Annotated in this window: 18 protein-coding genes; 6 read left to right on the forward strand and 12 right to left on the reverse strand. The window is 59.5% G+C overall.

What is annotated here, in order from left to right; translation table 11 throughout:
• Positions 1-63: 63 nt before the first annotated feature.
• Complete coding sequence (gene ctaD, locus ACXX9E_RS06015) at positions 64-1,650, reverse strand: cytochrome c oxidase subunit I (RefSeq protein WP_128615044.1); 1,587 nt, start codon at positions 1,648-1,650, stop codon at positions 64-66.
• Between the two features lie 82 nt (positions 1,651-1,732).
• Positions 1,733-2,860 (reverse strand): cytochrome c oxidase subunit II, encoded by a 1,128-nt coding sequence (gene coxB, locus ACXX9E_RS06020; RefSeq protein ID WP_128615045.1) that lies wholly within the window; start codon positions 2,858-2,860, stop codon positions 1,733-1,735.
• Positions 2,861-3,230: 370 nt separating this feature from the next.
• On the opposite strand from coxB, the gene ACXX9E_RS06025 reads away from it, so the two are divergent.
• On the forward strand, positions 3,231-3,863 hold the full coding sequence (locus ACXX9E_RS06025) for a hypothetical protein (protein WP_128615046.1): 633 nt from the start codon (positions 3,231-3,233) through the stop codon (positions 3,861-3,863).
• Positions 3,864-3,993: 130 nt separating this feature from the next.
• Here ACXX9E_RS06025 and ACXX9E_RS06030 read toward each other — a convergent pair whose 3' ends face one another.
• Positions 3,994-5,520: a SulP family inorganic anion transporter gene (locus ACXX9E_RS06030; RefSeq protein WP_458555157.1), complete on the reverse strand. Its 1,527-nt coding sequence runs from the start codon at positions 5,518-5,520 to the stop codon at positions 3,994-3,996.
• Positions 5,521-5,610: 90 nt separating this feature from the next.
• Positions 5,611-6,342 (reverse strand): carbonic anhydrase, encoded by a 732-nt coding sequence (locus ACXX9E_RS06035; RefSeq protein ID WP_123470235.1) that lies wholly within the window; start codon positions 6,340-6,342, stop codon positions 5,611-5,613.
• 498 nt (positions 6,343-6,840) lie between these two features.
• Here ACXX9E_RS06035 and ACXX9E_RS06040 point away from each other — a divergent pair, with 498 nt between their 5' ends.
• Positions 6,841-7,152: a hypothetical protein gene (locus tag ACXX9E_RS06040; protein WP_128615048.1), complete on the forward strand. Its 312-nt coding sequence runs from the start codon at positions 6,841-6,843 to the stop codon at positions 7,150-7,152.
• 117 nt (positions 7,153-7,269) lie between these two features.
• Here the strand turns inward: ACXX9E_RS06040 and ACXX9E_RS06045 are convergent, their stop codons facing one another.
• The gene (locus ACXX9E_RS06045; protein WP_222833962.1) at positions 7,270-8,328 is read right to left on the reverse strand and encodes a PA0069 family radical SAM protein; all 1,059 of its coding nucleotides are present in this window, start codon (positions 8,326-8,328) and stop codon (positions 7,270-7,272) included.
• A 244-nt stretch (positions 8,329-8,572) separates the two neighbouring features.
• Between ACXX9E_RS06045 and ACXX9E_RS06050 the strand changes: the two genes are divergently transcribed.
• Positions 8,573-8,875 (forward strand): hypothetical protein, encoded by a 303-nt coding sequence (locus ACXX9E_RS06050; RefSeq protein ID WP_123470241.1) that lies wholly within the window; start codon positions 8,573-8,575, stop codon positions 8,873-8,875.
• Positions 8,876-8,977: 102 nt separating this feature from the next.
• On the opposite strand, the gene ACXX9E_RS06055 is transcribed toward ACXX9E_RS06050, so the two are convergent.
• Positions 8,978-9,523: a hypothetical protein gene (locus tag ACXX9E_RS06055; RefSeq protein WP_458555158.1), complete on the reverse strand. Its 546-nt coding sequence runs from the start codon at positions 9,521-9,523 to the stop codon at positions 8,978-8,980.
• Positions 9,524-9,757: 234 nt separating this feature from the next.
• Here ACXX9E_RS06055 and ACXX9E_RS06060 point away from each other — a divergent pair, with 234 nt between their 5' ends.
• Positions 9,758-10,033 carry a hypothetical protein gene (locus ACXX9E_RS06060; protein ID WP_123470245.1) on the forward strand — a complete coding sequence of 92 codons (276 nt, stop codon included), beginning with the start codon at positions 9,758-9,760 and terminating at the stop codon, positions 10,031-10,033.
• A gap of 59 nt (positions 10,034-10,092) precedes the next feature.
• On the opposite strand, the gene ACXX9E_RS06065 is transcribed toward ACXX9E_RS06060, so the two are convergent.
• The 3 genes from ACXX9E_RS06065 to ACXX9E_RS06075 are packed head-to-tail and all read right to left on the reverse strand — an operon-like array spanning position 10,093 to position 13,940.
• Positions 10,093-11,394: a c-type cytochrome gene (locus tag ACXX9E_RS06065; RefSeq protein WP_458555159.1), complete on the reverse strand. Its 1,302-nt coding sequence runs from the start codon at positions 11,392-11,394 to the stop codon at positions 10,093-10,095.
• A 12-nt stretch (positions 11,395-11,406) separates the two neighbouring features.
• Positions 11,407-13,191, reverse strand: coding sequence for a GMC family oxidoreductase (locus ACXX9E_RS06070; protein WP_458555160.1), 1,785 nt, complete (start codon positions 13,189-13,191; stop codon positions 11,407-11,409).
• Positions 13,192-13,193: 2 nt separating this feature from the next.
• Positions 13,194-13,940 carry a gluconate 2-dehydrogenase subunit 3 family protein gene (locus ACXX9E_RS06075; RefSeq protein ID WP_447807106.1) on the reverse strand — a complete coding sequence of 249 codons (747 nt, stop codon included), beginning with the start codon at positions 13,938-13,940 and terminating at the stop codon, positions 13,194-13,196.
• A 304-nt stretch (positions 13,941-14,244) separates the two neighbouring features.
• On the opposite strand from ACXX9E_RS06075, the gene ACXX9E_RS06080 reads away from it, so the two are divergent.
• Positions 14,245-14,889 carry a dual specificity protein phosphatase family protein gene (locus ACXX9E_RS06080; protein WP_128614919.1) on the forward strand — a complete coding sequence of 215 codons (645 nt, stop codon included), beginning with the start codon at positions 14,245-14,247 and terminating at the stop codon, positions 14,887-14,889.
• Here ACXX9E_RS06080 and ACXX9E_RS06085 read toward each other — a convergent pair.
• The 3 genes from ACXX9E_RS06085 to prlC all read right to left on the reverse strand — a co-directional run bounded on the left by ACXX9E_RS06085 (position 14,876) and on the right by prlC (position 19,372).
• Positions 14,876-16,921 (reverse strand): M3 family metallopeptidase, encoded by a 2,046-nt coding sequence (locus ACXX9E_RS06085; protein WP_458555161.1) that lies wholly within the window; start codon positions 16,919-16,921, stop codon positions 14,876-14,878. The two genes, ACXX9E_RS06080 and ACXX9E_RS06085, sit on opposite strands and share 14 nt — an antisense overlap.
• A 112-nt stretch (positions 16,922-17,033) precedes the next feature.
• A complete protein-coding gene (locus tag ACXX9E_RS06090; protein WP_458555162.1) occupies positions 17,034-17,324 on the reverse strand; it encodes a YheV family putative zinc ribbon protein in 291 nt (96 codons plus the stop codon).
• Positions 17,321-19,372 carry an oligopeptidase A gene (gene prlC, locus ACXX9E_RS06095; RefSeq protein ID WP_225931048.1) on the reverse strand — a complete coding sequence of 684 codons (2,052 nt, stop codon included), beginning with the start codon at positions 19,370-19,372 and terminating at the stop codon, positions 17,321-17,323. Before prlC ends, ACXX9E_RS06090 begins: the two co-directional genes overlap by 4 nt.
• A gap of 89 nt (positions 19,373-19,461) precedes the next feature.
• On the opposite strand from prlC, the gene ACXX9E_RS06100 reads away from it, so the two are divergent.
• Entirely contained in the window at positions 19,462-20,007 is a 546-nt protein-coding gene (locus tag ACXX9E_RS06100; RefSeq protein WP_458555163.1) for a gamma carbonic anhydrase family protein, read from the forward strand.
• The last annotated feature ends 15 nt before the right edge of the window (positions 20,008-20,022 follow it).

Here is a 20,022-nt window from a genome sequence, read left to right on the forward strand (position 1 = left end):
AGGCGCTGCGGTTTCTCAGTGAAACCGAGTTATCGTTCTTCGCGAGCAAGCTCGCTCCCACAGTCATTTCACTTCCGGCGGCGTAGTAAAGGTGTGATACGGCGCCGGCGACGGCACGCTCCACTCCAGCCCTTCGGCACCATCCCACGGTTTGGCCGGGGCTGGCACGCCACCGCGAATGGTCTTGATCACGATGAACAGGAAGAAGATCTGCGTGGCGCCGAACATGAACGCGCCGATCGACGAGACCATGTTGAAGTCGGCGAACTGCAGGTTGTAGTCCGGGATCCGCCGGGGCATCCCCGCCAGACCCACAAAGTGCATCGGGAAGAAGGTCAGGTTCATGCCGACGAACGACAGCCAGAAGTGCAGCTTGCCGAGGGTTTCGTCGTACATGTGCCCGGTCCACTTTGGCAGCCAGTAATAGGCCGAGGCGAAGATCCCGAAGATCGCCCCGGGCACCAGCACGTAGTGGAAGTGCGCGACCACGAAGTAGGTGTCCTGGTACTGGAAGTCCGCCGGGGCGATGGCCAGCATCAACCCGGAAAAACCGCCGATCGAGAACAGGATCACGAACGCCACGGCAAACAGCATCGGTGTCTCGAAAGTCAGCGAGCCCTGCCACATGGTGCTGGCCCAGTTGAACACCTTCACCCCGGTCGGCACGGCGATGAGCATGGTTGCGTACATGAAGAACAGCTCGCCCACCAGCGGGATGCCGACCACGAACATGTGGTGCGCCCAGACGATGAACGACAGGAACGCGATGCTCGCCGTCGCATAGACCATTGAGGTGTAGCCGAACAGCGGCTTGCGCGAGAAGGTCGGGATGATCTGGCTGACGGCGCCGAAGGCCGGCAGGATCATGATGTACACCTCGGGGTGGCCGAAGAACCAGAACACATGCTGGAACAGCACCGGGTCACCGCCACCGGCGGCACTGAAGAAACTGGTGCCGAAGTGGATGTCCATCAGCATCATCGTCACGCACCCGGCCAGCACCGGCATCACCGCGATCAGCAGGAACGCGGTGATCAGCCAGGTCCAGACGAACAGCGGCATTTTCATCAGGGTCATGCCGGGGGCACGCAGGTTGAGGATGGTGGCGATCACGTTGATCGCGCCCATGATCGAACTGATCCCCATCAGGTGGATGGCAAAGATGAAGAACGTCACGCTTTCCGGCGCGTAGGTGGTGGACAGTGGCGCGTAGAACGTCCAGCCGAAGTTCGGCCCGCCACCGGGGCTGAACAGGGTCGAGACCAGCAGCAGAAACGCCGCCGGCAACAGCCAGAAGCTGAAGTTGTTCATCCGTGGCAGGGCCATGTCCGGCGCGCCGATCATCAACGGGATCATCCAGTTGGCGAGGCCGACGAACGCCGGCATCACCGCACCGAAGACCATCACCAGACCATGCATGGTGGTCATCTGGTTGAAGAATGCCGGCTCGACGATCTGCAAACCGGGCTGGAACAGCTCGGCGCGGATCACCATGGCGAACGAGCCGCCAAGCAGGAACATCAGGAACGCAAACCACAGGTACAGCGTGCCGATGTCCTTGTGGTTGGTGGTCAGCACCCAGCGCATCAGGCCTTTGGCGGGGCCGTGGGCGTGGTCGGCATGACCGTGGTCATCAATGACAGCGCTCATGGCCGGTCTCCTTTACGTGAGTGGGTGGGGCGGGCCGGGGCGCGCTGCCCCGGCCGGTTCACGACGTACGCGATAGACCGGTTCATTTGCTTTCCGCCTGTTTCAGCTCCAGCACTTCTTTTGGCGTGACCATGTCGCCCTTGTTGTTGCCCCAGGCGTTACGTTCGTAGGTCACGACCGCTGCGATATCGACTTCCGACAGCTGCTTGCCGAACGCCGCCATGGCGGTGCCGGGCTTGCCGTGGAAGACAATGCTCAGGTGATCCTTGATCGGGCCGGTGGCGATTTTCGAGCCCTTGAGCGCCGGGAACATCGGCGGCAGGCCCTGGCCCTCGGCCTGGTGACAGGCCACGCAGGTGGTGTGATAGACCTTGTCGCCGCGCTCTTTAAGCTCGTCGAGGGTCCATTCCTTGCTGGTCAGCTCCTTGAGCTGCGCGGCCTCGGCTTTGCGCTCGGCGAGCCACTTCTCGTAGTCGGCCTTCTCTTTGACCTCGACCACGATCGGCATGAAGCCGTGATCCTTGCCGCACAGTTCGGCGCACTGGCCACGGTAGAGGCCGGGCTTGTCGATCCGGGTCCAGGCTTCGTTGACAAACCCCGGGATCGCATCGCGCTTGACCGCGAATGCCGGCACCCACCAGGAGTGGATCACGTCGGCGGAGGTCACGAGGAAGCGCACCTTGGCCCCGGTCGGCAGCACCAATGGCTTGTCGACCTCAAGCAAGTAGTGCTCGCCCTTGGCTTCCTTGTTGTGGATCTGCTCGGCGGGCGTGGCCAGGTTGCTGAAGAATTCGACGTCCTGGCCCAGGTATTTGTAGTGCCACTTCCACTGATAACCGGTGATCTGGATATCAATATCCGGCTCACTGGTGTCGTACATCTTGATCAGGGTGGCGGTTGCCGGAACGGCCATTGCCACCAGGATCAGCAGCGGCACGACGGTCCAGAGAATTTCGACGGTGGTGCTTTCGTGGAATTTTGCGGCGACCTGCCCGGTTGAACGGCGGTGCACCATCATCGACCAGAACATGGCGCCGAAGACGATGACTCCGATCACCACACAGATCCAGAAAATGGTCATGTGCAGATCGAATACTGCGTGACTGATCTCAGTCGCTCCAGGCGCCATATTCACAGTCCAGGCCGCGTGGGCCGGGCTGAAAATCGACCACAACAGGAGGCCCATCCAGACGTGTGGATGTCGCATCATTGCGGGTTCCCCTTATCGTTCTTGTTATCCCGGAGGCGTAACGCCTGCGGCAAGGGAGCGGCTGCATCAGACTACGAACTTGAATCGCCGGGCCTTGCTGCGGGTGCAGTCGGGCGTCATCAGCTAACTCCATTCACTGGCGAGTATAGACAGCGAGCGGAATTTGCAATGTGCCGACGTAAATGAACTGAAACAGCGGGTACTTGCGTTCGAGGGCACGAATGGAGAAGGATGCAGACGAGTGGTGGCGAACCGATATAACGCCGGTGCATCAAGGATGAAATAATTATGACAAATGCGTCTTAGCATTTTTCGTAAGCCAGCTAACTTATGTCTTCCCTATTTCATTGCCTTGTACCCTGGAGTTTTCATGAACACCGCCGCATTGCGCGAGCAGATCCAAAAAGCCCGACAAACCGAAAACCAAACCGGACGGCTCAAGCGTCAGCTGGAAGCCAAGTTGCCTCATCTGCATTCGGCCATCCAGTTGCCGGACGCTAACCGTGAAGAAGCGTTGACGAGCTTCGTCACCGCCTATATCGACGAAGTACCAGACATGCTGGATGCAGCCAATGAAGTCGCCAGGGAAGCGGGAATCGAGTCACAGATCAAACCGGTGCTGAGAATCGCCGAGCAGTACTTTATCCAGCCGCCGGTGGGTCTGGACAGTCTGCTGGACGAAGCCTATCTGGCACACCGCTTTGTCGAAGAGGTCAACGACCTGTACATCAAGCACCTCGGCCAGCCACTGATCCCCCTGGACATGACGGTCGCCAATCTGATTGCTCACCAATTGCTCGGTGAGGAATTTGCCAATCAACTGGACGAAGTGGTGCATCACACCATCGACGAAATGCTCGACGACGAGAGCTTTGCGCTGGAATCGGTCGAAGCTTACCGCGACAAGCTGAGCAGCCCGGATACCGGTGCTGCGTGGAAGCGCTGGCCATGCATGGGCCGCCGCCTGGGCGTGGGCCTGGAACTGGATCAGCCAGCCGCGTAAGCCACGCACAATCCAATGTCGGAGTGAGCCTGCTCGCGATGGCGATGGGTCAGTCAACAGAGATGTTGATTGAAACGATCGCCATCGCGAGCAGGCTCACTCCTGCAGGGTTTGAGTTCAACCTGGAGATTCAGCCGGCGGCGCCGACACCAGTATTGGTCCGAACCCGCCCCTCAAGCCGTCGCTTCAACCCGCGCGACTCGATCAACAGCTTCGACCCCTTCGCCGCATTCGCCCGGCCCCACTCTTCCAGCAACTCCAGACACGAATGGTCGATGTAGCTCAGGTTATTGAGCGGTACATGCACCGTCGTACCTTCGGGAATGCTGCCCAGCACCTGGGTCAAGGCTGGCACCTTGAGGAAGGTCGCCGCGCCCACCAGGCGTAACTCCATCTCGCCATCCTGCGGCAGGTCGATCAGGCTGATCTTCAGGCGCGACGCCTTGAACGCCAGTTTCAGCAGGGTCAGACCGAAACCGATCAGTACCCCGGTCAACAGGTCGGTGAAGATGATCGCCAGCGCCGTGGCGGCGTAGGTGAACATCGGCATCCGCCCGTAACGGCCCAGACCGCGAAAGGCCTTGAGGTCGACCAGTTTGAAACCGGTGTAGACCAGCACCCCGGCCAGACTCGCCACCGGAATGCTTTGCAGCACGCTCGACAGCAACAACACGAACCCCAGCAGCCACAGGCCATGAAAGATCGTCGAATAACGGGTGGTCGCGCCGGCCTGGACGTTGGCCGAACTGCGCACAATCACCCCGGTCATCGGCAGCGCACCGACCAGCCCGCAGAGCATGTTGCCGACACCTTGCGCTGACAGCTCACGGTCAAAGTCAGAACGTACGCCACTGTGCATGCGGTCTACTGCCGCCGCAGACAGCAGGGTTTCGGCGCTGGCGATAAACGCCACGGCAAATGCCGCGATCAGTAGCGTCGGGTCGGCCAGGCTGAGCAGGTCCGCCGGTTTCAGCCAGTCGATGGCTTCGGCCAGATTCTCCGGCACCTCGACCCGTTTCACCGGCAACGCCAGCAGCAGGCTGGCGCCCGTGGCCAGACCTACGCCGAGCAACGCGCCGGGAATAAACCGCAGCGAGTGCGGACGGAATTTCTCCCACAGCCACATCACCGCAATGGTCGCCAGCCCGAGTAACCCGGCCTGCCACCCAAACGACGGCAAGGCTTGCGCCACCGCGCCGGGGAAGGCCGTCAGGTTATCCAGACCGGAAGGTTGCGGCTTGGCGTCGAGCATCACATGCACCTGCGAGAGCACGATCAACACCCCGATCCCGGCGAGCATGCCGTACACCACTGCTGGCGCCGTGACCCGAAACCAGCAACCGAGCTTCAGGCGACCGGCCACCAGTTGCAGGAAACCTGCGAGCAGCAGAGTCGGCCCGAGCATCTCGATACCGTGCTGACGCACCAGTTCGAACACCAGCACCGCCAGACCCGCCGCCGGCCCGCTGACCTGCAACGGCGAACCCGCCAGCCAACCCACCACCAGACCGCCGATGATCCCGGTGATCAGGCCTTTGGCCGGTGGCAACCCGGAAGCAATTGCGATACCCATGCACAATGGCAGGGCGACCAGGAACACAACCACCGAAGCCAACAGCTCCCGTGGCAGAACCGCTTTCAATTGAGCAGCACGCATGGTGATTCTCCCGAAGCTTTCTTCAGGCGTGGCGAGGCCAGGCCACTGAAACAGCGGCCGGCGTCAAACCACACAGATTTTTAGGAAGATTTAGAAGCGCGCTTTGGGCGTCGCCACCGGAATCGGGTGGCTGCCATCGAGCGGCAGGAAACGTCCCTGATCCGCGTCGTAAGCTTTGATTTCGCTGGTTTCGATGTTGTAGACCCAGCCATGGATGAACAGATGACCGTTCGCCATGCGCGAGGCTACCGAAGGATGGGTACGCAAGTGCTGCAGTTGGGCGATGACGTTTTCCTCGGTGAGGATCGGCATGCTTTCTTTTTCGTCGGCGCAGTGACAGTTGTCGTGCACCATGGTTTTCGCGACTTCGGCGTGGCGCAGCCAGGCTTTGACCGTCGGCATTTTTTCCAGGCTGTCCGGGTTGAGCACCGCACGCATGGCGCCGCAATCGGAATGGCCGCAGATGATGATGTGCTGCACGCCCAGCGCCAGCACCGCGTACTCGATTGCGGTGGAAACGCCGCCGTTCATCTGGCCGTAAGGCGGCACGACGTTGCCGACGTTACGGGTCACGAACAGATCACCCGGGGAGCTCTGGGTGATCAGCTCAGGGACGATGCGCGAGTCGGCGCAGGTGATGAACATTGCCCGGGGCGATTGCGCCGTGGCGAGTTTCTTGAAGAGTTCTTCCTGCTGCGGGAAGACCTCATGATGAAAATGCAAAAAGCCGTCAACGATCGTTCGCAGCGCTGCATCGGCGGATTCCGCCCCAGGGACGGCTTGCGCCGACGCAGCCAAAGGCTGTTTATCCTTGTCACTCATGATTCATCCTCTTTGGCGGATTCGGGGAGTCGTTCCCGTGTATTCCGGTATGAAGCCAGTGGCTGTTTAAAACATCCGGGTCATCCCGACCCGTCAGTCACTCGATGAACAAGGTAGCCGCCGAAACTTAACTCAAACTGAATCAAGCGCTCTAGAACGTGTGTTCCAGGTCACGAAAAACGTGACTGGCCTGTTCCGGCGGAAGGATTCCAACCCATCAACCATCGACTAATTGTCGCTAAATCAACGACATCTGGCGACCCGGCGGACAGAAGGCGGTGTGATTTACCCCGAAGCCCTCGAGCCAGCGAGCTCGCCGCCGGCACCTCACCTTGGCTGCTGCGCCAGGGGTACTCAGGGATTGGGGCGCGCGAACAGTTGCCGATTAAAACTACGATACTTGATGCAACATATAGTGGATTGCCACTTTGACAGCGGTGCGTATTATCCGAAGAGCCATGGAAGTCATTAGGCAAACAAACTTGAAAGGGATTTTTTATGACATCAATTGCACGTCCAGACAGTGTTCGAGGGGTTTTTTTAGAGAGGGTCGAAATAACTGTCCCTCGAAGCGAAATTCTAGTGGAAATGCGCTTTTCAACTAAGAAAGCAGTGACTGATCCAGCGACCGGACTGGTATCCGAGATGCTTGTTGATTCCAAGGTCGTGGGTGCAATATCGTCCGATAAAGGCAAAACGTTTAAAATTGGCGGGCTTAAAGATGTAGACGGCGATGGTGATATCGACCGTCATGATCAGGCAAAGTTAATCGCCCTGGCCAAGGCTTATAGCGCCATTATCAATCCTTGAATAAAAACAAAGCCTGTATGAATTCATACAGGCTTTGTTCCCGCGTAAAGGCTCTGCGAAGGGTTCCCGTTTTTTACTGACTTCAATAGACGCGAGTTTGCGACCTCGAGGGATTTGCTAAATCAACGACATCTGGCGTCCCGGCGGACAGAACGCTGTGCAATCGAGGTTGTAGCCCTCGCGATGATTCATGCCTAAACGCTTGATGGCTTTGGCAAAGCGCTGCGCCAGCAGGTCGGCGAACACCCCTTCGCCGCGCATGCGTGCGCCAAAACGGCTGTCGTAGAGTTCACCGCCACGGCTCTGGCGGATCAGGCTCAGCACATGGGCCGCCCGCTGCGGGTAGTGCGCCTGCAGCCATTCCTCGAACAGCGGCGCCACTTCCAGCGGCAGCCGCAGCATCATGTACGCAGCGCTCTGCGCGCCGGCCGCATGCGCCTCAGTCAGCAGGCTTTCGATCTCACTGTCATTGATCATCGGAATCATTGGCGAACACAGCACACCCACTGGAATCCCCGCGTCGCGCATTACCCGGATCGCCCGCAGCCGGGCCTTGGGCGCTGCGGCGCGGGGTTCGAGGATGCGTTTGAGTTCGTCGTCCAGTGTGGTCAGGCTGATCATCACCGCCACCAGCCTTTGCTGCGCCAGTTCAGTGAGCAGGTCGAGGTCGCGCAAGATCAGCGAACCCTTGGTGATGATGGTCACCGGATGCCGATAGCGCAGCAGCACTTCGAGGGTCTGGCGGGTGATTTTGTGTTCGCGCTCGATCGGCTGATACGGATCGGTATTGGAGCCCAGGTTGATCGGCGCGCATTGATAGCCTTTTTTCCCGAGCTGTTCTTCCAGCACTTGGGCGGCGTTGGTCTTGGCAATCAGCCTGGTTTCGAAATCCAGCCCGGGCGACATGTCCCAATAGGCATGGCTGGGCCGCGCGTAGCAATAGATGCAGCCATGCTCGCAGCCTCGGTAGGGGTTGATCGAGCGGTCGAAGGGCAGGTCCGGCGAGGTGTTGCGGGTGATGATGGTTTTCGCGGTTTCGATCATCACCTCGGTGTTCTGCGTTTCGGGCACTTCCTGATACCAGCCGTCATCCTCGGCCACCGAACGGTTCGGCGCAAAGCGGTTGTGCGGATTGGTCGCGGTGCCGCGACCGCGCGGGGGGAGAGGGTTGATCATTGCGCGAACCTCGAATCTGTACATGCATACAGTACAAGGTTACGCCCTTAACGATCCAGTACCGTTCGGCCAAAGAATACGGGCACGGTTTAGGTCTGCCATGTGCTGGGTTGTTCATATAAATAACTGGAAAAAGAGAAAACCCACGAAACATATGTTGGGTTGTGAAGGAAAGTTATCAACTATAGCCTTCGAAACTTACCGGCACTGATGCCTGTATATGAACTCTAAAAGGATTTAATTTATGTCGTTTCTTAATCAGCGTGGTGTATTCCTACAAATGTTGCTGCCGAGCCAATCGGAACCCAATACCATTGTTTCGATGCAACTTGCCCGCAAGGAACTGGGGTGGAATGCCGAGGAGGAGTTGTCGACCGAAGCTCTGGTCGATTCGATCTACGTGGTCGCGGTGTCCAGCGATCAAGGCAAGTCCTTTACCATTCGCACGGACAAAAAAGATGTAGACGGCGACGGTGATATAGATAGTGATGACAAGGCCAAGTTAGTGGCATTGGCCAAGGCTTATGCAAGTATCGTTAATCCGTAACGCACACGGCGACAAATGCAAAAAAACCTGCATGATTTACGCCTGCAGGTTTTTGTCGGACAGTGATTGGTCAAAACGGTAGCAACCATGTGAGTGATTATTTCAAATATTAAAGTCCCTCATTGATGCAAAGGAACCCGCGATTTTTCTGAAAATAAACTCATCGTCCAGATCAATATCGTTATCACCGTCAGCGTCCGTCGACCCCATCACTTTTTTATACAATCCCTTGTCATAACCCGTGACGGTCACGACTGAATCCGGGCGAGTCAAATCGGAGTTTGCGACATTAAACAAGCCAATATTGACGTCGGCAAGTTTGCCCTTTGAGGCGTTGTCTGCAAATGAGATAAGCATGCAACTGTAAAGACGTCCCGCGCCGACGGTGCTCAAGCCGACAATCGCAGAGGCGAGGTCGCCTGCCAGGGTGTAATAGGAGTCGTCATCCTCATCAGTGTCGCCGTCACCCTCAACGTCGTCGACTCCACTTACCGTGTCATATTTCCCGTTGGCGATATTGGCGTACGCTGTGACGACGATGTCGGGCAATGAATTAACAGCATCACCATTGTTGTATCGGGAAATTACCGCTTCAGCTGTGCCATTCCCATCCGTGTCTCTGAACTCATATAACAGTGAGTAGCTCATGTCTGTGTGCTCCCTGCCAGCGCAATATTAAGGACCTGAATCTATGTCCCTTTGCACATTAGGTAACGTAAATGCGAGCGTCTACTGTCAGACTTGACAGGTGTATGCATTTACAGCACGGATGGAACAACGTGACTGACTGAGTGGTTATACACCCTGTCAACTCTGACAGTAGACTGGAATTATCCCCAACTCTAATCTCAAGCACGGATTCAAGTCTGAGGGATTTTATTCATGGCTATCAGAATACTGCTGGAAATCTCGGATATGGACCGAGATGAAAGTCCGGAAATCGCGTTTTATCACTACGATGAAGACGCGACCGAGATGATGGATTACGACTATTCGCTCTATGCTTCGTCGTCGCAGGCCAATGGTCGTTATGACGTGATCTCCGAAGACGCTGTCGATGCTGACGGCGATGGCGACATCGACAAATACGACGAGAAGCTTTACCTGCAGCTGGCCGATGCATTTGCGCAGTTCAAAGGCTTTCAGTCCAAGCGTTGATCGGCCGCTGACACCGCACGAAAAGTCGCACCGTGCCAGCGGCGTATCAATCACAGCCGTCAGTTATGCGTGGTGACTTGCCCCAAATCATCCCTGGAAGTCGCCTGCATATCGTTCTTGCGCAGGCTTGCGACATCGTCAGCCTTGACCGGCGCGCCCTTGTTACCCCAACTGCCGCGAATAAAACTCACCACATCGGCTACTTCCTGATCCGACAAGCGCCAGGCGAAACCCGGCATGGTGAAGGTCGACGGCGCCGAGTGGGTGGCCGGCAGGGTGCCGCCCTTGAGCACGATGTGGATCAGCGACGTCGGGTCTTCCGATTGCAGCACCGGATTGCCGGCCAGCGCCGGGAACACCCGGGTATAGCCATGGCCGTCGGTACGGTGGCAGGCCGCGCAGTTGTCGATGTACACCGCTGCGCCGCGTTGGCTGTCGTCACCGTTCCATAGAGCCTTGGCCGCTTTTTCGTCGTACTGGTGCGGCTGATCGGCAGGATCATTGGCCGGCAACGACTTGAGGTAGCGGGCGATCGCGGTCAGGTCGGCGTCGGTCATGTATTGCATGCTGTGGGTCACCACGTCGCTCATGCCGCCGAACACCGCGCTGCGGTCGCTGCGTCCGGTCTTGAGGAACTGCACCAGTTGCGCTTCGCTCCAGCTGCCGAGACCGTCCTTGTGATCACCGCGCAGGCTCTTGGCGATCCAGCCTTCCAGCGGCGCACTGCCGGCGAGGAAGTTTTTGCCGTCGGTGGCGCTCAGGGATTTTTCCTGCATGGTCAGGGCCCGTGGCGTATGGCAGGCGCCGCAATGGCCGAGGCCTTCGACCAGATAGGCGCCACGGTCGATGACTGGATCGTCCGAGGTTGCCTTGTAGTCCTCGACTTTCGGCGCAAACATCCAGCGCCAGCCCATCAGCGGCCAGCGCATGCTCAGCGGCCATGGAATGTCGCTGGCTTTGTTCTCCTGCGCGACCGGTTCGACGCCGTGCATGAAGTAGGCGTACAGCGCTTTCATGTCGCCTTCACTGACGCGGGCGTAGGACGGATACGGCATGGCCGGGTACAACGTACTGCCGTTTTTCGCGACACCATGGCGCACGGCCTTGTCGAAGTCCTCGAAGCTGTAATCACCGACGCCGGTTTGGTCGGGGGTGATGTTGGTCGAGTAAATCGTGCCGATCGGGGTTTCCATCGGCAGGCCACCAGCGAACGGCTTGCCGCCCTTGGCGGTATGGCAGGCCACGCAGTCACCGGCGCGGGCGAGGTATTCGCCTTGTTTGATCAACGCTTGATCGACGTCGGCGGCGTGTACAGCAGCGCTGCCGAGCAGGGCCAGGGTGGCGATAACGAGATTGTTCATGGTCATCGCTCCTTATGCCTGAACCAGCGGGCCGGGGTTTTTCAGGTACTGCTCGCGGATCGCCTTCGCCGACCAGTAGGTCAACGCCGCCACCAGTCCGGTCGGGTTGTAGCCCAGCCCCTGCGGGAATGCCGAGGCGCCCGGCACAAATACGTTGTGCACATCCCAGCTCTGCAAGTAGCGGTTCAGGGCGCTCTTCTTCGGATCGGTGCCCATGATTGCGCCGCCGTTGAGGTGAGTGGTCTGGTAGGCCGCCGTATTGAAGTGCTCACCGACCTGCTTGCCGATCACCGCAATCGCTTTCGGGCCCATGGCTTGGGCGACCTTGCCCATTTTCTCGACCATGAAGCGGTTCATCTTGATGTCGTTTTCCTGCCAGTCGAAGGTCATCCGCAGCAGCGGCAAGCCGTAGGCATCGCGGTACACCGGATCCAGATCGAGGTAGTTGCCGCGGTAGGACTGATGCGCGCCGTGGGCGTCCATCGACACCTGGTGGGTGTAGTAATCGGCGGTCGCACGTTTCCACGCGCTGCCCCAGGCCGGTGTGCCCGGCGGGTTCGAAGTACCGGCAATCGGCCGGCTGCCGGCCTGGTTGACCCACATCGGCGAGCCGCCGACGAAGCCGTGCGGCCCGTGGTCGAAGTTGTCGGCGTTGAAGTCATCCAGCGCCACGCCGTTGCCGCCGGCACCGATGAAGTTGTTGGTGTGGGTGTCCTTGTCGAAGAACGCCTTGATGGTCGCCATGTTCTGGTAGGCGAAGTTGCGCCCGACCACGCCTTCGCCGCTGATCGGGTCGTAAGGCTTGCCGATGCCCGACAGCAGCATCAGGCGCACGTTGTGCAGCTGGAAGGCGCCGAGGATCACCAGATCCGCCGGTTGCTCGATCTCGCGGCCCTGGCCGTCGATGTAAGTCACGCCGGTGGCCTTGGACTTGGTGCTGTCGAGGTTGACCCGCAGCACATGTGAATTAGGCCGCAGTTCGAAATTCGGCAACGGCTTTAGCGCCGGCAGAATGTTCACGTTCGGCGAGGCCTTGGAATACATGTAGCAAACATAACCGCTGCAGAAACCGCAGAAGTTGCACGGCCCCATCTGTGCGCCGTAGGGATTGGTGTACGGCCCTGAAGTATTCGCCGACGGCAGGTTGTAGGGTTTGTAACCGACCTCTGTCGCCGCTTTGCCGAACAGCTGTGCGGACACCGTGTTTTTCTGCGCTTGCAGCGGGAACGGATTGGAGCGATCCGGCGCATAAGGGTTGCCGCCCTTGCCCTGACCGACCAGTTGGCCCTTCACGGTCCAGGCCTGGCCGGAGGTGCCGAAGACTTTTTCGGCGAAATCGAAGAAAGGCTCCAGCTCTTCGTAGCTGACGCCGAAGTCCTGGATGGTCATGTCCTTGGGGATAAAGTTTTTGCCGTAGCGCTCTTCGTAGTGGCTGCGCATGCGCAGCTCGATCGGATCGACGCGAAAATGCACGCCCGACCAGTGCAGACCGGCGCCCCCGACGCCATTACCCGGCAGGAACGCGCCGAGCTGGCGGTTGGGCAGGGCGATGTCGTTGACGCTGTGGCGGATGGTGACCGTCTCTTTGGAGATGTCCTGAAAGAGTTTTTTGCGCACGCTGTAGGTGAGTTCGTCGATCACCTGCGGATAGTTGCCGTCGGGGTAGGTGTCCTGCATCGGCCCGCGCTCCAGCGCCAGCACATTGAGCCCCGCTTCGGTCAGCTCCTTGGCCATGATCGCGCCGGTCCAGCCAAAACCGACGATCACTGCGTCGACCTTCTTCATTACCGTTGCCATGCTTAGGCCCTCTCGCCGCGAATCGAAACTGCCGGGAAGGGGTATTGCTCGTTGCGTTCCACCCAATCCATGAAATCGGCGCGGGCGCCGGGGAAGCCGATCATGGTCCAGCCGACCATGCCTTTATTGCCGCCGTGGATCGGGTCGCAGAAGAACCCTTCCTTGGTGTTTTGCAGCAGCAGACTGAAGAAAATCTTCGCCGGAACCGCATCGAACTGCGGCTTGCCGGCTTCGAGTTGCTTGAGCAAGTCGTCTCGGGTAGCGCTGTCTTGCTCGGCAAATGTTTTACCGTTGAGGGATTTTGCCCACTGATCCGTGGCGGCGATGCCGAGGCGATAGATGTCTTTGGGCACCAGTTTGCTCTGCCAGCCCATCTCCGGCGCGGCGTCGGCGTTGAACGGACCCTGCATGTACCACAGGGCACCGGCGGCGTACGGGGTGTTCATCTGGCGGTCGATGTATTCCGGCACGCCGGCTTCGAGGGCGCCCGGGCCTTGATCGTCGTTGGGGATCAATTGCGCCACGGCGGCGTTGATGAACGCCCATTCCTCGGCGGTGAAATAGCTTGGCTGGTAAGCGCCGGACTCGGCCTTCGCCGGAGCTGCCGCGGGCGCCGCCGGGGTGACTTCAGGCGCCGCTTGCAAGACGCTGCTGCCCAGGCCGCTACCGGCGAGGGTGACCACGGGAATCAGGGTCAGGGATTTGCGCAAGAACTCACGCCGCGGGTTGTCTCGATTTGCATCAGACATGGGGGTGCACCTCATCAGGCATTGATGGTTGTCCGTTTCTGCGAACGGCTTGAGCATTTTTCGTCGCGGCGTGAAGCCCGTGTGACCGGGAAAAGGGCGACGCCTGCAACATCGTGTGACAAATGGTAGCAGGCTAATCATCGGGATTAACCGATTCAGCGGAAAAAACCGCGGTTTTTTCCGCGACGCTCAATGAAATCGCACGGATTCACGATTCTTTGACAAGTGCCTCACAGGGCTTTGACCGTCGTACGTAGAAGCTGTAAGGCCTTTCATTGATGAATCCCGATACGGTCAGCCCAGCATGTCCCGAGTGCGCCTTTTCCCTGCTTTGTGTTTGTCGCTTGTTGCCCTGCTGCACTTGATGCCGGCCCAGGCTGACGCCGCTGCAACATCGCGTCCCCCTGAATGGGCACAACCGGTTGAAGTGCAGTACAACCTGTTCCAGATGTCGCCAACCCTTTACCGCAGCGCCTTGCCGGACGGCGGTGCGGTGCCGTTGTTGAAGAACCTCAAAGTGGCGACGGTGATCAACTTCCTGCCGGAAGCCGACAGCCGCTGGTTGTCCGAGCCAGGCATCAATCAGGTGCAGCTGCCTTATCGCACCAACCATGTCGATGACGCCGATGTGCTCAAGACCCTGCGCGCGATTCAGGCTGCCGAAGCCAATGGTCCGGTGTTGATGCATTGCAAGCACGGTTCCGACCGCACCGGCCTGATGGCGGCGATGTACCGGATCGTGGTGCAGGGCTGGAGCAAGGAAGACGCGCTGAACGAGATGACTCAGGGCGGTTTTGGTGAAAGCGGCCATTTCAAGGATGGCGTGCGCTATGTGATGCAGGCTGATGTCGACAAACTGCGTACCGCTCTGGCCAATGGCGATTGCAGCACCAGTGCCTTTGCCACCTGCTCGATGAAGAGCTGGTTCCAGTCGGTCAACCTGAAGTAACCGCGGGCGTATCGGCGGCAAAGAGCTGTGCGGTAACAGGCTCGCCAAGAAACCCATGCGCTGCCTTGAGCAATGAGCGGGAGTCGCCGGGCGCAAAGAACGCCTCGCGAAAATCCCGCCCTGTCTGCGGGGCGAACACACCGTCGCGCTGAAACCGTTTGAACACCTCGCTCGCCAGCACGCCCGACCATTTGTAGGCGTAGACCGATGCCGCGTAGCCGGTCACCAGGTAATCAAAGCTATAGGCGAGGCGGTGATAACCCGACAGTTGCAGGTGGGGGATGTCACGTTGCACATCTTCGAAAACCTGCTGGATGCTGCGGCCATCGCCATGACTTCGATGCAGCTCCAAATCAAATAACGCCGTCATCAGCAACATGGCGGTGGTCCGGCTGGTGTGGGCGCTGATGGCGGCCAGCGCAGTCTCGGCCCGTGCCTTCGTCAGTCGCTCGCCGCTCTGGTAATGGGCGCCTAGCCACACCAGAAACTCCGATGACAGGCACCAGTGTTCGAACAACTGCCCGGCGAACTCGGCAGTATCGCGGGCCATTTGCGAAATCCCCGAAAGGTTGCGATGCGGGGATCGCGTGAAAACATGTTGCAGGCAATGCCCGAACTCGTGGAACAGCACCCGCAGGTTTTCGTGGGACAGCAGGCACGGATGGTCCTTGGTGGCAGGCGGGAAGTTACTGTGAAGGCTGGCAATCGGCAGCGATGGGCGCCCTTCGGCATTGATGCGGCGAACGCGCAAGGCCGAGGTGAAGGCATAGTCGGTCGATTCTTCGTGGTGATAGGGGTCAATGTAGATATACCCAATCACTTGCTCGTACTCGCGTACCTCCAGTAACCGCACGCTTTCATGCCCGTGGCTGACCGCTGTCTGTTCGACGATCTTGACGCCGAACATGTGCTCGCTGAATAGACAGAGCCGACGTAGCGTGCCATCGAGCGGGAAGTACTCACGCAAGCTTTTGAGTGCGCCATTCAATTGCCGCAGGCGTAACTGCTCGGCGAGGAAGTCTTCATCCCATGGCTGTATTGGTGCAATCCCCTGGGTGAGCGCGAACGCCTTCAGGGCCTGGGCATCGCGCTGCAAGGCCGGCGTATTTGATGCCACTTGCTGGCGGACAAAGGCGTCGACTTGTTCGGGTGAGGCGGCCATGCGGTTTTCGAGGCGAAACTGGACGAAGTTTTCGAATCCGAGTAACCGGGCTTTTTCGTGTCGCAGGCCGACCAGCACCGTCAGGACCGGATGGTTGTCGGTTTTGTTCGCTTGGGGGCCCTGGTCGGAGGCGCGGCTGAACCACGCCAAGTAATATTCTTCGCGCAGTGCCCTGTTTTGCGAGTGAGTCATGACGTGCTGGTAGGTGTTTCGATCCAGCGTCAGCAGCCAGCCGTCGAATCCTGCCTGTTTTGCATTGCGGGCCAGACGCGCCTGCACCGCAGCAGACAGGCCTTCAAGCTGCGTGACGTCGGCAATGCGTTTGCTCCACGCGGCGTCGGCCAGTTCCAGGTTGCTCAGGAACAGTTGCTCCAGCTGCCGGATGTCGTGATTCAGGCGCGCAAGCGTTTGCTGTTGAGCACGCTGCAGTTCGATCCCGGACAGGCGAAATTTGCGCAGAATCTTCGCCAGCGAGGCTTTGCGCTGATCATCGAAACTGGCGGCAATCGAGCTGTTCGCCAGCCGTTGATAGGTACGGTACAGCGCCAGATTGGCGGCCTTGTCGGCGCGGTATTGGTCCGCTGCGAGGCTGCACAAGGCGCTTTCCCTGAGCCAGTCGGTGTCGTCGGGTTTGACGCTCGAGAGGGTTTCGATAATGGCCATGGTTTCATCCAGGCGCGCTTCGGCCTCATCGACGGCCACTACCAGATCGTCCCAACCCGGATGTTCGGTCTGGCTGGCGATCACTTGCGTAATGACCTGGTGGTTTGCGCTGATGATCGCGTTGATCGCCGGAACCAGATGCTCGGCGCGTATCGCCGACCACGGTGGCAAAGTCCAGGGTTGTAACAGCGGATTGGTGTCAGGCATGGCTTCTTCCTTGAGGCGTGGCTGAAAAGGGCCAGCTTAGGCAGGAAGCGCAGGGGACGGGCGGTACATAGTTACCACCTTCCACCGCTGATCGGTGGAAGGTGGCAGCGACTCAATGTTGTGCGTCAGGTTTTTTCGCAAGCTTCGGATTGGGGAAGAAATGCACGGCCTGGACATTTTTGTCCGCTGTCGGCTTGAGCGCGCTGGTGTTGACCCGCGTGCCCAGCTCTTTCGGTACAGAAAGCCCCTGCTCGTTCAACGTATCCGAGTAACCACAGGCCACGCATTCGCGGTGCGGCACGCTGTCCTCGTTCCACATCATCAGCTTGTCCGGCTCGCTGCACGCCGGGCAGACCGCCCCGGCGATAAAGCGTTTCTTGGTAATCACAGGTGCCTCGCTCATGCTGCTGCGTCCTCACTCAGGCCGCTATGGCGCAAGAGTGCGTCAATCGAAGGCGCACGGCCACGGAAGTCGACGAACAGCACCATCGGGGCCTGCGAACCGCCACGTGCCAGGATCGCTTCGCGGAAAGCGCGACCGGTTTCAGCGTTGAGCACGCCGTCTTCTTCGAATTTCGAGAAGGCATCCGCCGACAGCACTTCCGCCCACTTGTAGCTGTAGTAACCCGCGGCGTAACCGCCGGCGAAGATGTGCGCGAAGCTGTTGGGGAAGCGGTTGTAGGCCGGTGGACGCATCACTGAAACTTCATCGCGAACGCCTTCGAGCACTTGCAGCACGCTGCGACCGTCACCGTGGGTGGCGTGCAGTTCGAAGTCGAACAGCGAGAACTCCAGCTGACGCACCATCATCAGCCCGGACTGGAAGTTTTTCGCCGCGAGCATTTTTTCCAGCAGGTCCTGTGGCAGTGGCTCGCCGGTTTCATAGTGACCGGAGATCAGTGCCAGACCTTCCGGCTCCCAGCACCAGTTTTCCATGAACTGGCTCGGCAGCTCGACCGCATCCCACGCCACGCCGTTGATCCCGGAGACACCAGCGTGATCCACGCGGGTCAGCAGGTGATGCAGGCCATGGCCGAATTCGTGGAACAGGGTGGTCACTTCATCGTGGGTCAGCAACGCAGGCTTGCCGCTGTCGGCCGGGGTGAAGTTGCACACCAGGTTGGCGACCGGGCTTTGCAGCACGCCGTCGACAGTGCGGCGGCGGTCGCGAGCGCCGTCCATCCACGCGCCGCCTCGCTTGTTGGCGCGGGCGTAGAGGTCAAAGAAGAAGCGGCCGACATGCTGGCCGTTTTCCTTGATCTCGAACAGACGCACGTCCGGGTGCCAGGTGTCGAAGCCTTTCAGTTCGGCGATTTCAATGCCGTACAGACGCTGGACGATCGCGAACAGCCCGCCGAGGACTTTGTCGATCGGGAAGTAGGCGCGCAGGGTTTCCTGAGCGACGCTGTAGCGTTGCTCGCGGAGTTTTTCCCCGTAGAAACCGCTGTCCCAGCTTTGCAGATCGGCGCAGCCCTGTTCGGCGGCGTAGGCGCGCAGCTGTTGCAGGTCCTGCGCGGCAAACGGCTTGCTGCGCTTGGCCAGGTCGCGCAGGAAGCTCAGCACCTGATCGCTGGACTCGGCCATTTTGGTCGCCAGGCTCAGCTCGGAGAAGCTGGCAAAACCCAGCAGCCTGGCCAGTTCCTGACGCAGGTCGAGGATCTCTTCCATGACCGGACCGTTGTCGTTCTGCCCGGCATTCGGGCCTTGATCCGACGCACGGGTGCAATAGGCGGCGTAGACTTCTTCACGCAGCGCGCGGTCCTGGGCGTAGGTCATTACCGCGTAGTAGCTCGGGAATTCCAGGGTGATCAGCCAGCCATCGAGACCTTTAGCCTGGGCGGCGGCCGCCATCTGCGCCTTGGCCGAATCGGTCAGGCCAGCGAGGGCGGCTTCGTCGGTGATGTGCTTGGTCCAGGCTTGTGTGGCATCGAGCAACTGGTTGGAGAAGCGGCTGCCCAGCTCGGACAGTTTGCTCTGCACTTCGGCGTAACGCTTCTGTTCAGCTTCCGGCAGGTCGATACCCGACAGGCGGAAATCGCGCAGGGCATGTTCCAGAATGGTTTTTTGTGCCACGTCGAAACCGGCGGCTTCCTGGCTGTTAGCCAGCGCCTCATAGGCCTGGAACAGTTCGCGGTTCTGGCCCATTTCGGTGGAGTAGGCGCTCAGGGCCGGCAGGCACGACTCGTAGGCTTCGCGCAGTTCGGCGCTGTTGCACACGGCGTTGAGGTGGCTGACCGGGCTCCAGGCGGCGCCGAGGCGATCATTGAGTTCGTCCATTGCCAGCACCAGACCGGCCCAGGTCGGGTTCTGGCCTTGGGTCTTGAGGATTTCGGCAATGGCGGCGCGGTTGTCGGCCAGAATGGTTTCGATGGCCGGCAGGACGTGTTCGGCACGGATCGTGGAGAACGGTGGCAGGTCGTAGGACTGCAGCAGAGGGTTGTTCACGCTCACGGTTGGCACCTTGGCTGGAAGAAACATGCGCCCATCTTAATTACAATCGGCATTCACCGCAGCTATCGGCGACAGAGAGAGAACTTATCGTGTCCGTTCGCAAGTACCAGAATCACACCCCGCAGCTTCGCGAAGGCGCGTTTGTCGACGCCTCGGCGGTGGTGATCGGCGACGTTGAAATCGGCGAAGACAGCTCCGTGTGGCCGCTGACCGTGATCCGTGGCGACATGCACCGCATCCGCATCGGCGCGCGCACCAGCGTGCAGGACGGCTGCGTGCTGCACATCACCCACGCCGGTCCGTTCAACCCGGACGGCTTCCCGCTGCTGATCGGCAACGACGTGACCATCGCCCACAAGGTCATGCTGCATGGCTGCAGCGTCGGCAGTCGCGTGTTGATCGGCATGGGTAGCATCGTCATGGATGGCGCGGTGGTCGAGGACGACGTGATCATCGGCGCCGGCAGCCTGGTGCCGCCGGGCAAGCGCCTGGAAAGCGGCTTTCTGTATGTTGGCAGTCCGGTGAAACAGGTGCGTGCACTGACTGACAAGGAGCGCGCCTTCTTCACCTACAGCGCGGCGAACTACGTGAAGCTCAAGGACCTGCACCTGGCCGAAGGCTACGACCAGCTCTGAAACGACTGACACCCG

This window comes from Pseudomonas sp. GNP014 (assembly GCF_054344005.1).

Bases quoted from the DNA above. Each gene is read 5' to 3' on its own strand.
- ctaD (WP_128615044.1), bottom strand. From the start codon at position 1,650: ATGAGCGCTGTCATTGATGACCACGGTCATGCCGACCACGCCCACGGC.
- coxB (WP_128615045.1), bottom strand. From the start codon at position 2,860: ATGATGCGACATCCACACGTCTGGATGGGCCTCCTGTTGTGGTCGATT.
- ACXX9E_RS06025 (WP_128615046.1), top strand. From the start codon at position 3,231: ATGAACACCGCCGCATTGCGCGAGCAGATCCAAAAAGCCCGACAAACC.
- ACXX9E_RS06030 (WP_458555157.1), bottom strand. From the start codon at position 5,520: ATGCGTGCTGCTCAATTGAAAGCGGTTCTGCCACGGGAGCTGTTGGCT.
- ACXX9E_RS06035 (WP_123470235.1), bottom strand. From the start codon at position 6,342: ATGAGTGACAAGGATAAACAGCCTTTGGCTGCGTCGGCGCAAGCCGTC.
- ACXX9E_RS06040 (WP_128615048.1), top strand. From the start codon at position 6,841: ATGACATCAATTGCACGTCCAGACAGTGTTCGAGGGGTTTTTTTAGAG.
- ACXX9E_RS06045 (WP_222833962.1), bottom strand. From the start codon at position 8,328: ATGATCAACCCTCTCCCCCCGCGCGGTCGCGGCACCGCGACCAATCCG.
- ACXX9E_RS06050 (WP_123470241.1), top strand. From the start codon at position 8,573: ATGTCGTTTCTTAATCAGCGTGGTGTATTCCTACAAATGTTGCTGCCG.
- ACXX9E_RS06055 (WP_458555158.1), bottom strand. From the start codon at position 9,523: ATGAGCTACTCACTGTTATATGAGTTCAGAGACACGGATGGGAATGGC.
- ACXX9E_RS06060 (WP_123470245.1), top strand. From the start codon at position 9,758: ATGGCTATCAGAATACTGCTGGAAATCTCGGATATGGACCGAGATGAA.
- ACXX9E_RS06065 (WP_458555159.1), bottom strand. From the start codon at position 11,394: ATGAACAATCTCGTTATCGCCACCCTGGCCCTGCTCGGCAGCGCTGCT.
- ACXX9E_RS06070 (WP_458555160.1), bottom strand. From the start codon at position 13,191: ATGGCAACGGTAATGAAGAAGGTCGACGCAGTGATCGTCGGTTTTGGC.
- ACXX9E_RS06075 (WP_447807106.1), bottom strand. From the start codon at position 13,940: ATGTCTGATGCAAATCGAGACAACCCGCGGCGTGAGTTCTTGCGCAAA.
- ACXX9E_RS06080 (WP_128614919.1), top strand. From the start codon at position 14,245: ATGTCCCGAGTGCGCCTTTTCCCTGCTTTGTGTTTGTCGCTTGTTGCC.
- ACXX9E_RS06085 (WP_458555161.1), bottom strand. From the start codon at position 16,921: ATGCCTGACACCAATCCGCTGTTACAACCCTGGACTTTGCCACCGTGG.
- ACXX9E_RS06090 (WP_458555162.1), bottom strand. From the start codon at position 17,324: ATGAGCGAGGCACCTGTGATTACCAAGAAACGCTTTATCGCCGGGGCG.